General features: G+C 66.3%; 7 protein-coding genes. All 7 read right to left on the bottom strand.

All coding sequences use genetic code 11. The features are described 5' to 3' along the window. Positions 1-82 precede the first annotated feature (82 nt). Positions 83-1,624, bottom strand: coding sequence for an acyl-CoA carboxylase subunit beta (locus tag HMPREF2617_RS02385; RefSeq protein ID WP_070839617.1), 1,542 nt, complete (start codon positions 1,622-1,624; stop codon positions 83-85). After that, entirely contained in the window at positions 1,621-6,342 is a 4,722-nt protein-coding gene (locus HMPREF2617_RS02380) for a type I polyketide synthase (protein WP_070839615.1), read from the bottom strand. Before HMPREF2617_RS02380 ends, HMPREF2617_RS02385 begins: the two co-directional genes overlap by 4 nt. Before the next feature lie 35 nt (positions 6,343-6,377). Next, positions 6,378-8,195: a FadD32-like long-chain-fatty-acid--AMP ligase gene (locus tag HMPREF2617_RS02375; RefSeq protein ID WP_070615576.1), complete on the bottom strand. Its 1,818-nt coding sequence runs from the start codon at positions 8,193-8,195 to the stop codon at positions 6,378-6,380. 33 nt (positions 8,196-8,228) lie between these two features. Next, on the bottom strand, positions 8,229-9,170 hold the full coding sequence (locus HMPREF2617_RS02370) for a cutinase family protein (RefSeq protein WP_070423320.1): 942 nt from the start codon (positions 9,168-9,170) through the stop codon (positions 8,229-8,231). A 23-nt stretch (positions 9,171-9,193) separates the two neighbouring features. After that, entirely contained in the window at positions 9,194-9,691 is a 498-nt protein-coding gene (locus tag HMPREF2617_RS02365; RefSeq protein WP_070839612.1) for a DUF732 domain-containing protein, read from the bottom strand. Next, complete coding sequence (locus HMPREF2617_RS02360; RefSeq protein ID WP_070839609.1) at positions 9,691-11,634, bottom strand: alpha/beta hydrolase-fold protein; 1,944 nt, start codon at positions 11,632-11,634, stop codon at positions 9,691-9,693. Before HMPREF2617_RS02360 ends, HMPREF2617_RS02365 begins: the two co-directional genes overlap by 1 nt. A 191-nt stretch (positions 11,635-11,825) precedes the next feature. Continuing rightward, on the bottom strand, positions 11,826-12,824 hold the full coding sequence (locus HMPREF2617_RS02355; RefSeq protein ID WP_070453278.1) for an alpha/beta hydrolase: 999 nt from the start codon (positions 12,822-12,824) through the stop codon (positions 11,826-11,828). Between the last annotated feature and the right edge of the window lie 52 nt (positions 12,825-12,876).

The raw sequence follows: 12,876 nt of genomic DNA, 5'->3' as shown, positions 1-12,876 counted from the left end.
GCCGTTGATGAACCAGATGATCATGCTGACAAGGTCGCCGAACAGGTCGAGGGTGGAGGAAAGCATAGAAGAAGGGCCTTTCTTACAGGGGGCTGATGGTGTGCTTCTTAGGAAGGTCGAATTCTTGTTTGGTGGCCAATTGGCGAAGGGCTCGTCGTAAAGCAATGCGTGTTTGATTGGGCTCGATCATCTGGTCGATGTAACCCCGCTCAGCAGCCACGTACGGGGAAGTCATCTCCTGGTCATAGAAGTCCATGAACATCTTCTTCATGGCCTCGCGCTGATCAGGGTCCTCGATGGCGGCGAGCTGCTTGCCCTGCAGCATCACCACCGCCGCCGCCGAACCCATCACGGCGATCTGGGCGGTGGGCCAGGCGAGGTTGATGTCGCCGTTGAGGTTCTTCGACCCCATCACCGCATACGCGCCGCCGTAGGCTTTGCGCACGACCAGCGTCACTTTGGGCACGGTGGCTTCCACGCCGGCGAACGCGAACTTCGCACCGCGGTGGATCAGGCCTTCGCGCTCCTGCTCCACGCCGGGCAGGTAGCCGGGGGTGTCCACGACATAGACGATGGGGATGTTGTAGGCGTCGCAGGTGCGGATGAAGCGCGCGCCCTTGTCGGCGGCGTCCGCGTCGATGCAGCCAGCGGCGTACATCGGGTTATTGGCGACGAAGCCGACTGCCTTGCCGTCGATGCGGCCGAAGGCACAGATGAGGTTTTCGGCGTAGCCGGCTTGGATTTCGACGAGGTCTTCGTCGTCGCCAAGTTGCACGAGCAGATCCATCATGTCGTAGCCGGCGTTGGTGTCGTCGGGCATGAAGGAATCGAGTGCGGAGTCGTCCAACTCGTCGTCCGCGGGGGCCGCCACGACGGGGGCCGCGTCGAAGGTGGAGGTGGGCAGGTGGGCCAGCAGGTCCTTGACGTAGTCGAAGGCGTCCTCCTCCGTAGCCACCACGGCCTGGATGTTGCCGGCCTGCTCCTGTACGCGCGCACCGCCGAGTTCGGCGGACGTGATGTCTTCGCCGGTGACCTCGCGGATCACGTTCGGGCCGGTGACGTACATCTCGGACTCGCCGTCAACGGCGATGACAAAGTCCGTGGTCACCGGGGCGTAGACGGCGCCGCCGGCGGACTTGCCCAGCATGATCGAGATCTGCGGGACGCGACCCGACAGCGGCAGTTGGCGTTTAGCAATCTCGGAGTACATGGCCAGCGACGTCACCGCGTCCTGGATGCGGGCGCCGCCGGAGTCCTGGATGCCGATCACGGGACACGAGATCTTGATGGCGAACTCCATGACCTCGGTGACCTTGCGACCGAACGTCACGCCGACGGAGCCGCCGTAGACGGTTTTGTCGTGGGCGTAGACGGCGACGGGGCGGCCGTCGATGCGCCCGTAGCCGGTGACCACACCGTCGGAGTAGACGGCGTCCGGGTCGCCGGGGGTGCGGGCGAGCGCGCCGATTTCGACGAAGGATCCCTCGTCGAGCAGGGCGTCGATGCGTTGGCGCGGGGTGGTGCGGCCGGCGTCGTCGCGACGCTTGCGCGAGCGTTCCGAGCCCGGGTCCTGCGCTTTGTCTAGCCGTTCGCGCAGGTCGGCGAGTTTGTCGGCGGTACTCATCGCTTCCCTTCGATCCATGCGTTCATGTGCTTACCGACGATGCCCACCGCCGGCTCGTCCACAACCGCCAAGTGGTCACCGGACAGGTGGACGATGGTCAAGTCGCTCACGATAGCGCCCCAGCCGCCGTCCTCGTCAATGTGGGCGTAGTTCGGCTCGAGCTGGATGGCGCCGTCGTGCATGCGCTCGGCGCGGAACAGCAGCACCGGCACGTCGACGTCCGCCCAGCGGGTGAAGTCGAGATGGTTGAGGATCTGGTTGTCCACAAACGACGCTCGCTGGTGCTCCAGGACGCCGGCGGCCAGGCCGTGTTCGGAAGCGTCGGTGCTGGCCAGGAACTCGGTGAGCATGGTCAGCAGCGCTTCTTCGCCGGCGGTCTCGAGCAGCTCGTAAGGCACCTCGAAGTCCAGGCCGTAGGTTTCCTTGGCAAAGGCGGCGTAGCGGCCCCAACGAGCCTTGGTCTCCTCGAGCGTGTCGGGGATCGGCTCAGACGGCTGGGTGGTGTCCAAAAGCGCGATGTAGTCGATCTTGTCGTTGCCCAACTGGGATGCGACCTCGTAGGCCAGGGCGCCGCCGAAGGACCAGCCGGCGAGGATGACCTTGCGCTCGCCTGCGATGCGCTCGATGTCCTTGACGTACTCGGCGGCACGCTCCTGGAGGGAGCCCTCCAGGCGTTCGACGCCGTAGACCGGGACGTCCTTATTCAGGCGGCGGGCCAGCGGCGCGTACACCGACGACGACCCGCCCGCCGGGTGGAAAATAAAGACAGGGTTCTTGGCGGCGTCGCCATCTCGGAAGACGCGGATGTTGCCGTCGACCGGGGTCTCCAGGCCCTCGCGGACCTTGTTCGCAAGCGGTTCGAGCGTCTCGGCGCCCAGCACATCCTCGGCGGTGACCTCGATGCCGGAGCGCTCGGTCAGGTGCGCGGCGATCTCGCCCGCCTGCTCCTTACTAATCTCCGGCAAATCCGACGTCACACCAGCAGCCGCCGCACCGGCGTACTTCGCCCAGGCACCGAACACCATGCGTTCGGACGCGTCGCGCGGGGCGACGCCCACGCCCTGGGTCTTTTCGGCAGCAGCGGCCGGGTCGCGCGCCTCGTCGTTGACAGCCATCGGCTGCGGGGCGTCGGTGCGGCCTGCGACGGCGTCTTCGACGATGCGGATGACATCGGCGACGGAGGCGTCGCGAAGCGTTTGCACCTGCAGCGGTGGGATCTGGAAGTCGTTTTCCACCCGGTTTTTGATGCGCATGCCCATCAGGGAGTCGAGGCCGAGGTCGATCAGCGGCAGTTCGTCGGGCAGGTCCTCGGGGTCGTAGCCCATGGATTCGGACACGATGCCGCGCAGGCGCTCGGCAACGGTCTCGCCGGAGGTGGGGTCCCAGCGCACGGCGTCGATGTCGTCGTCCTGGTCCTCGTCAGAGGCGGCGGCCGGGGTGTCGTCGCTACGCGTGGGCTCCATGACGCCCTGAACCGGGGCGCGGTCGATGGTGGAGGCGAAACCCTCCGCAACCAGCGCGGAACCGTCGTACACCTTGACGGACACGCCACCGAGAGAGGAGGCGACCACGGTGGTCACTTCGCCGTCGGCGGGCAGGTAGCCGTGCTCTTCCGTAGCGACGACACGCGCGCCCTCGGCTACCTCAGCCGCGGCGGCCTCGATGAGCTGGTGCGGGCTGAAGACCTGGTCGGCGGCGGTCGCGAACGCAACCTCGCCGCTCGGCAGCGTCACACGGGAGCCCAAAAGCGACGTGCTTGCCGACGACGGCCTCGCCGGCGTCCAGTGATCCACCTGCTTAAACGCCATCTTCGGCGCGTCGATGACCTTGCCTGCGCCGTAGAAGGCGCCGAAGTCCACCGGCACGCCGCCGGCGTAGAGCTTGGCGGCGAGGTCCAAAAGCGACTCGAGCTCGTCGACCTTGCGTTTCGTGGTGAACAGCAGCTGCGCATCCGGCTGGCCGGCGGCGAACGCGGTGTTCATCATGCCCATCAGTGCAACCGGGTTCGGGGTGATCTCCACAAGCGTGGTGTGGCCGGCGGCAAACGCGGCTTCGGTGGCGTCCTGGAAGTAGACCGGCTGGCGGGTCATGCGCAGGAAGTAGGCGTCGTCGTGGATGGTCTGGCCGGGCTGGTAGACCTCGCCGCGGTCGACGGACGAGAACAGCGGGACACGCAGCGGTCGGGCGTCCAGGCCTGCGATTTCGCCAGCGAGCTCGCCCATGATCGGGTCGAGCGCGCTGGTGTGGCCGGCGCCGCGCACGTTGAGTTTGCGGGCGAACTTCTCCTCGGCGGTGAGTGCCTCGACGATGTAGTCGACGGCCTTCGACGGCCCGCCGACGGTGGTCATGCCGGGGCCCGCGTAGACGGCTGGCTCAACGCCTGCAGCCTGCTCATGCTTATCGACGAACTCCGCCAACGCCTCGCGCGACAACTCCACAACCGCCATCGCGCCTTCTTGGTCGGTGCCGGCAATCATTTCTTCGCCTTCGCCCATGAGGCGGGCGCGGGCGGTGGCGATGAGGATGCAGTCCTCGTCGCTCAGCCCGCCGGCACCGTAGGCTGCGGCAATCTCACCCATGGACATGCCCATGGTGGCGGCCGGGGTGATGCCGGCGGAGGCCAGCAGGTCGGTCTGCGCGATCTGGATGGCGGTGATGGTGACCTGGCCGGTTTCGGTGTCGTAGGTCAGTTCGTCGTTTTCAATGATCTCGAGCATGGACCAGCCGGCCTGGAACTTGACCATCTCGTCGAGTTCGCGCATACGGCGGGCGAACAGCGGCGAGCGGGCGATGAGTTCCTTGGCCATCTTGCGGTGCTGGGAGCCGAAGCCGGAGTAGACGAAGACGGGGCCCATGGGGGTCGGTGCGTCGGCGGATGCGATGCCGGGGCCGATCTTGCCGGCAGCGACCTGGCGTAGGCGCTTGACGGCTTCTTCGGTGGTGGTGGCCTGGACGACGGCGGCGGAGCGGCCGTGGTTGCGCTTGGCCAGGGAGCGCGCCACCGGGATGAGGTCGGTGTCGGGGCGGCCTTCGAGGAAGTCGGCGAGCGCGCCGGCAGCTTCCTTGCGACGAGAGGGCAGCAGGCCCGACACCGGCAACGCCGCCGCAGCCACGCCCTCGAAGGACGGCTCGGTTTCGGGTGCCTGGGTGTCGTAGTCGGCCGGGTCGAAGTCGGCGACGACCACGTGCGCGTTCGTGCCGCCGAAGCCGAAGCCGGACACGCCGGCGATGCGGCGGCCGGAGTAGCGCGGCCACTCGCGCGGGTCCTGGACGACCTCGATGCGCTCGGTGTCGAAGTCGACGTAGCGGTTTGGGGCGGTGAAGTTAATGGACTCCGGAATCGTGTCGTGCTTGAGCGCCTCGATCACCTTGATCAGCGCGACGACGCCGGCGGCGGATTCGGAGTGGCCGATGTTGGACTTCGCCGACCCCAGCAGCAGCGGCGAGCCAGCGTCGCGTCCGCGGCCGAGGACTTCGCCGAGTGCGGTGGCCTCGATCGGGTCACCGAGGATGGTGCCGGTGCCGTGGGCTTCGACCACGTCGACCTGCAGCGGATCCACGCCGGCGTCGTCGTAGGCGCGGCGCAGCACGTCTACCTGGGCGTCCGGGTTGGGGGCGGTCAGGCCGTTGGAGTGGCCGTCGGAGTTGGTGGCCGAGCCTTTGATTACGCCGAGGATGTTGTCGCCGTCGGCGATGGCGTCGTCGACACGCTTGAGCACGATGAAGCCTGCGGCGTCGGCGCGGACGATGCCGTCGGCGTCGTCGGAAAACGCGTGGATGCGCCCGGTCGGCGAGATCACACCAAGTTCAGAGAATGCGAGCGAGGCAAACGGGTTGGCCAGGATGTTCACGCCGCCGGCTAGGGCGACGTCGGCTTCGCCGTCGCGAAGCGCGCGCACCGCGTGGTGCACCGACACCAGCGACGAGGAGCAGGCGGTGTCCACGTTCATGGACGGGCCGCGGAAGTCGTAGGCATAAGAGATGCGGTTCGGGATGACCGCGGAGGATGCGCCGGTCAGCGCGTACGGGTGCGCCTCGGCTGGGTCGGCGACGATGAGCATGCCGTAGTCGTTGTTGGACGAGCCAACGAACACGCCGACGGGTTCGCCGCGCAGCTTGCTGGGTGCGAGGCCTGCGTCTTCGAGGGCTTCCCACGCAACTTCGAGCATGATGCGTTGCTGCGGGTCCATGTTTTGGGCCTCGAGTGGGGAGACGCCGAAGAATTCGTGGTCGAAGGAGGCGATGCCGTCCATGTAGCCGCCGTCGGTGTTTTCTTCCGACATTTTAGTGCGGACGACGGGGTCGCCGAGGTATTCATTCCAGCGTGGTGCGGGAAGTGGGCCGGTGGCGGAGCGGCCTTCGATGAGCATTTGCCAGAATTCGGCGTTGTTTTTGGCGCCTGGGAAGCGGCCGGCGGAGCCGATGATGGCAATGTCGTGGGTGCCAGGGGTCGCAGTTGCTTGACGACGACGCCTTACCGGCCCCTCCGCCTTCACCGCCGTCAGCGCCGCGGCGATCGCGGCGACGGTCGGGTACTGGTAGGCGATGGTCGGGTCTACGCGGCGGCCGAGGAGCGTTTCCAGTTCGCCGGAGAGGATCACGGCGTCGCGGGATGCGAGGCCGTAGGTCTCCAGCGGCGTGGTCGGGTCGACGTTATCTACGCCGGTGGCGCGCTCAACCCAGCTGGTGAGCCACTGAATCAGATCATGCTCGTTCATAACAGCTCAGACTATCGCCCACCGGCGGGGTTTTGTTACTGCGTTGCAGCGTGTTCGCGATCGGTGAATCGCTTCGCGTTGACGCGGCGGGCGATCTTGCCTGCCGAGGAGCGTGCGATCTCGCCCGGACCGTAGAACTCGACGACCTCCGGGGCGATGCCGTGCTTGGCGGTGACGGCGGAGCGGATGGCGTCGATGGCGGCTGCGTCACCGTCGGCGGAGGCGTTGTCGGCGCGTTCGACCATGATGATGAGGCGCTCGACGTCGTCGCCAGGCACTGCGAATGCGGCGACGGAGTCCTTGCGCACGTGGTCGGTGGACTCCATGACGGTGGCTTCGATGTCCTGCGGGTAGTGGTTGCGTCCCGCCACGACCACGAGGTCCTTGACGCGGCCGGTGATGTACAGGTGGCCGTCGAGCATGGTGCCCAGGTCGCCGGTGGCGCACCAGTTGTCCTTCGGCATGCCGTCCTGGATGGTTTCGCCGATGGTGTTGTGGAACGTCGCGGCGGTCTCTTCCGGGCGGTCCAGGTAGCCGGCGGCGACGTTCTTGCCGTGGACCCAGATTTCACCGATGGTGCCGTCTTCGACCTCGTTGCGGGTCTCCGGGTCGACGATGGCGAAGTGCATCCAGTTCACCGGCTGGCCGTTCGACGCGGTAGCCACGCCGCCTTCCGCCGGGACGGCCTTGCCCTCTGCGAGTGCGTCGCGGTCGAACTCGATGAACTTCGGGCGCTCATCGGTGCGGTCGGTGGATACCAGCAGGGTGGTCTCGGCCAGGCCGTAGGACGGGCGCAGCACGGAGCGGTCGAGCCCGGAGGCGCTGAACGCGTCGATAAACGCGGTCACGCCCGCGCGGGTAACCGGCTCGGAGCCAATGATGATGCACTCCACGGCGGAGAAGTCGTACTGGTCCGCAGATTCCGGCGCGGCGTAGCGGGCGGCGAGGTCCAGGGCGAAGTTGGGGATCACGGTGTAGACGTGGATGTCGGCGAGGTCGTCGTCGCGACGCGACAGGCGCTCCACCCAACGCTTCGGCTGCTGGATGAAGTCGCGCGGGGCGAAGATCTCAATCTCCTGGCCCAGCACGACGCCGATCATGGCCACGATCATGCCCATGTCGTGGTGCAGCGGCAGCCAGGTCGGGATGCGCATCGGTGTTTCGAACTTCACCGCGTCGTTGATCTGCAGAACGTCGGTGACCAGCGCCTCGTTGGTGATCATCACGCCGGCCGGGTTGCGGGTGGAGCCGGAGGTGTACTGCAGGAAGCAGATCTGGTTCGCGGTGTCCTCGCCCGGCACGGGCGGGATCGGCTGGTAGGACTCGGCGAGCGTGTCCGGCAGGGAGTCCACGGCGATGACGCGGGGACGCTCGGTGCCGGGCAGGTCGGCGAAGTAGCGGCGCACGGCGGGGGCGGCGGCGGAGTTGGTGAGCACGATCTGGACGCCGGCGTCGCCAAGCACTGCGCGCAGGTGGCCCTCGTGGCCCGGCTCGGTCGGGTCGTACAGCGGCACCGGCACCTGGCCGGCGTAGAGCGCGCCCATGAAGCCGAAGACGTACTCGGCGGAGTTCGGCGCCATCAGCGCGACGCGTGCGCCCGGCTCGCCGACCTGGGCGAGGCGTGCTGCGACGGCCTTGATGCGGGTGTTGACCTCGGAGCGGGTGAACGTTGTTTCCACACCAGCTGGGTCGGTGGAAAAGTCCCACGCGCGGACGTTGATCGCGTCGCCGCCGCCGGCCTGCAGTTGGGCCTGGTGGATCATTTCGGCGAGTCGGGGCAGGGTGAAGTGTTCTGGCAGGGCGATGTCGCCGTCGGGGCCGATGAATTGGGCGGTCAGTTGCTGAAGATCCATCGAAAAACTCCTTGTTTTACACCTGTATTCGAGTTACAAACTCTCTACCACGTCACGGACCCAATTGACAGCCCACTCGGGCACTGTCGAGCCCGGAATCACGTCCGGATTTGTGGCATATAGTGCATGATTGCCGTTAGCCGAAATGAGTGCGTTTGCGCGTTCGATCGCGTTGCCTACACCCAGTGGGGCGTCGCAAACGGTGTCGTTCGGCGCGCAGATTTCGTAGGCACGATCCTCCACGAGACCGAAGCCGCCGGGGCGTGGTCCGGTCATGGTGGCGCCGGGGGTGACGGCGTCGGCGACGCGCTGCAGCGGCTGCAGGACGATCTCCGCGCCGGTGCCGTGCACTTCGGCGCCGGGGTTGATGCCCACGCCGTTTTCTCGGCGTCCGTCGGCGATCATCATCGCGCCGAGCAGACGGTCCGGGTTGATCGGACCCTCGCTATTGCCTATCGACGACGCCACGTCCCCCACAATCACCGCACCCTGCGAAAAGCCCGCAATGATGAACTTTGTCGACGAGCAGGTGCGCGCCACGAAGTCCAGTTCGCCTCGCAGTTTCGCGGTGCCCTCGGCGCGGGAGTCGTCGTAGGTCATCTCGGCGCGGCCGTGCGCGGTTTGGATGTTGCGGAACTGCGCGGTGTACGGGACGGTGAACACACGCACGTGGTTGATGTCGTACATCTCCTGCAGCGGGCGCGTGATGGACAGCATGAAGCTGGCCGGGTTGGCCTGGGGGTTGAACGGGTCGTCGTCTGCCGCGGATTCCCAGGTGCCCGGCACGGAGATGACTTCGACGGCGGGACACCAGTCGGGCTCGTCGACACGCTCGGGCGCGCTCGACTCTGGTGGCTTGCTCGCCGACGGCAGGTCGCTGTCGGTGGTGGTGCGCCACTGGTAGATACCTAGGCCGATAAGCGCAAGCACCACAATCACGGCAGCGACGACGACAACGTTGCGCGATCGGCGCATGAAAACTCCTTACACGTGCGGGGTTAGCCGCACAGGTTGGCGCGAGCGGTGTCGCTGAGCAGGGTCGCTACGGTGCGCGCGTCCATGTCGGTGCGGCGCTGTTCGACCAGTTGCCCGGCGACGGCGTCGCGGGTGATCGTATCGTCGTCGCACACGGTAAACCCGGTTGCTGTGAGTTGGTCTTCAAGACCGTCGACGTTCACCCCGTTTTGCCTGAGGTGATCCAGAAACGCCTGCTCCTCCGGCGCGTATGAAGGCACCTGGGTGGGCACGGTTTCCACTTCCCGTGCGGGTTGGTCGCCGGCGCCATTGCGTGACGACGACCCCGGCGCCGCAGCCGACGACGCCGTCGCGGATTCCGTCGCGGACGCGGTACCCGACTCAGTGGCCGAGGTGGCCGTTTCCGTGGCCGAGGTGGCCGCGGTTTCGGTGACGTCCTCGGAGTCCACGGTGGCTCCACCGCAGGCGGTTAAGGCGGCGGTGCAGGTGATCGTCGTCAAGCAAAGGGCGAATCTGCGCATTACTTCTTCCTTACGTTGACCACGCCGTTGACCTGCTCAACCGTGCCGTGCTGGAAGTCGATGGTCAGACCGCCAGCCGGAATCTTCGCCATGTCCTTCACCGGCCAGCCGAGTTCGCCCTGCTCGTAGCCACGCTTGCCCCACTCGTTGAAGATGTCGCCCTTGAGAATCGTGTGGGCGCCGGTGGCAACGGACCAGTAGATGTTGCCGTGCTCGAACTCCTGGAAGAAGCCGCCCTTGATGGCGATCTCGTTGGACTTCGGGTAGCCGAGCTCGGAGGTGGCGGTGCCGATCTCGCCGTACTTCTCGCCGATCGCACCGTGGACGATGTAGTGCTTGCCGTCCGGGTTGCGGGTGAGGTAGCCGCCCTGGAACTTCTGCACGTAGCCGTCGCCAACCTTGTTGGCCTCGGCGACCGGGTACTTCAGGTCGCCGGTCTCGTAGCCGTTGGCACCCCATGCCTTGAACATGTCGCCCGGGATGGCGTAGGCGCCGGTGTTCGCGGTCCAGTAGACGGAGCCGTTTTCGAAGTGGACGAAGCGGCCCTGTCCGTCCGGTGCCTGGAGCTCGCCGGTGGTGGGGAAGCCGAGCCAGCCAGCGGCGCCGCCGAGCGCATTGTACTTGGCCAGGATTGCGCCGTACAGGGCGTGCGCGCCGGTGTTCGGGGACCAGAACGCAGTACCGCCGCGGAAGTCCTGGGCCTTGCCCTTGCCGTCCTTGCCCGCGTTGTACTCGTCGTTGACACAGGTGCCGATGACGCCGGACTTGGTCTCTTCTGCGATCGCACCGATCGGGTTGCACTTGGAGCCACGGTCAGCCTCCGGCACGTCGAGGGCGTTAGCGATGTACGGCCATGCCTGTGCCATCTCGAACTGCCAGTACTCCCACGAGTGCACGCCAGAGGGGCGGAAGCGCACGATCGGCTTGACGGAGGTACGCGAGGCGTAGTCCACGAACGTCTGGGTGGACAGGCGCGAGATGACCTCCAAGCCCATGCCGGCAGCGTTCGCGCGGCCCTTGGCCACGGATTCGGCGTTGCCGTAGTCGTCGCGGCCCGAACCGGAGGAGACGTAGACCGTCATGTCCTTCAGGTTCTCAATGCCCAGCTTCGGGTCGTGGTCGATCCAGTCCTGGGAGCCCAGCGGGCCCCACATGGCCTCGGCGCTGTAGCCGCCGGCATCCAGCTGCGCGGCCTTGATCGCGGACGGCATGCCGGTGGTCGTGGTGTCCAGGTAGCCGGAGAACGAGCCGACGAAGTTAAACAGGTGCGGGTTGCGCTCAGCCAGGTTGACTGCGGCGGTGCCACCCATGGACAGGCCGACAACGGCGCGCTTGCCGTTGGAGCGGAACTCGTTGTTCAGCACCGGGACGAGCTCCTTGGTCAGGAACGTCTCCCACTTGTAGTGCTTGCCGTTGTTCTCCCGCTGCCAGTCGGAGTAGAAGGAGGACTCGCCGCCGACCGGGAGGATGACGTTGACGTTCTTGTCGGCGTAGAACTGCTCGATGTTGGTTTCGATGGTCCAGCCGTTTTCGTCGTCACGCGCGCGCAGGCCGTCGAGCGCCCACACTTCCGGGAACTTCGCGGTCGGGTTGGAGTGCCAGTCGCGTGCCAGCAGGATCTGCACCTGGATGAGTTCCTTCGGCATGGCCGCGGACTTGATGAATACGGCGACGCGACGGCTGGTGATCCACTCGATGCGGTCCACCTTCACGCCCTCCGGCAGGCCGGGGATCTCGGGGTTCTTCTCCACCTCGATCGGAGTGCGCTTTGGCGGGTCGGACGGGCGCAGACCGTCGGAGATGCCGCGGTTCGACGACAGCGACGAAAGGTCCGAGGACTGTGCTTGGGCGGTGACTGCGGCCGACGGCGCCAGCGTGAGAGCCAGCGCGGCAGGCAGCAGGGCTGCGGTGAGCCTGGTGGGGGTGATCCGGTTGTCTCGCATGAGTCTCCTACCTCGTCGGGCTACTTGTGTCACAAGAGTATCGCCCTAAATCTTAAGTTTCACTTGAGGGTTTAATCGAGCGCGACACGCGGGGCGTTACTGCAAACACTTCCGCAAACACTTCCATAAACAACAAAAGGCGCGTGCGGATCACATCCGCACGCGCCCTCACCTGGCTGGAAATCCGGGAACTACCAGGCGTTCATCACATTCAGGATGCGCGGCTTGGTGGCCTCGAGCTGGCTGCCAAACTGATCCCAGTTGTGCAGGCCGGTCGGGGTGAACACGGCAGTGTGCTTCACGCCGGTCACGGTGGCCTTGGCGGACCAGGCGCGCGTCGTCGCGTTGGCAACGCCCTCGAGCGCGATGCCGGAGGCGCGGTGCTGCGGCAGGTACTTCTCGTCGGCCGGGCCCGGCACGGCGGAGCCTGCGGAGACATACACGTCCTTGCCGCGCAGGTTGCCCATGTTCAGGAACGGGTCGTTTTCAAAGCGGCGCGGGTTCAGCGAGGAGCCCCACATGGCGTTGACGTTGTACATGCCGCCGTCGAGAAGCGCGGCGCGCAGCGCGGTCTGACCACCCGGGATGGTGGTGGCCAGGTAGCCCGAGTAGGACAGCACCTGACGGAACTGGTTCGGGTGCAGCGCAGCCAGGTTGACCGCGGCGGTGCCACCCATGGACAGGCCGAGGATGGAGTTGTTCGTCGGCGACACGCCGAAGTGCTGCTGCAGGTACGGCGGCAGCTCCTTGGTCAGGAACGTGTCCCACTTGTAGGTCACCGGGTTGTTGAAGTCGTAGGTCGCCGGGGCGTTCCAGTCGGTGTAGAACGACGACTGTCCACCCACCGGCAGCACGAGGGTGATGTTGTGGTTAACAAAGGTGCGTGCCGCGTTGACGTCGTTGAGCCACGCGTTGGTGCGCTCCGTCGCACGCAGGCCGTCGAGCATGTAGAGGCCCGCGTTGCCGCCGCGCTGGGCGGGCTGGATCTGTACCGGGATGTGGCGGTTCATTGCGGCCGACCACACGTTGCAGCGCTGGACCCAGTAGCCGACCCGGTCCCAGGTGCAGCCGGGGCGCAGCCAGTCACGGTTGGCCGCGGCGGCCTGTGGCGCGCTCACGATGGAGATCGCGCTGAGGATCGCGACCAGCACCGCGGTGAGTTTACGGCGCACGGAGGTTCGAGTGTTCATGCATTCCCCTCGAGACGTGTTTTCAGGCAAAAGACACGTTCACGTTACCAAC

Origin of the sequence: Corynebacterium sp. HMSC070H05 (assembly GCF_001837615.1) — a bacterium.
In the GTDB taxonomy this organism is placed as follows: domain Bacteria; phylum Actinomycetota; class Actinomycetes; order Mycobacteriales; family Mycobacteriaceae; genus Corynebacterium; species Corynebacterium coyleae.
Note: the sequence above shows the minus strand (reverse complement) of the source record. Positions and strands in the feature narration are given on the sequence as shown.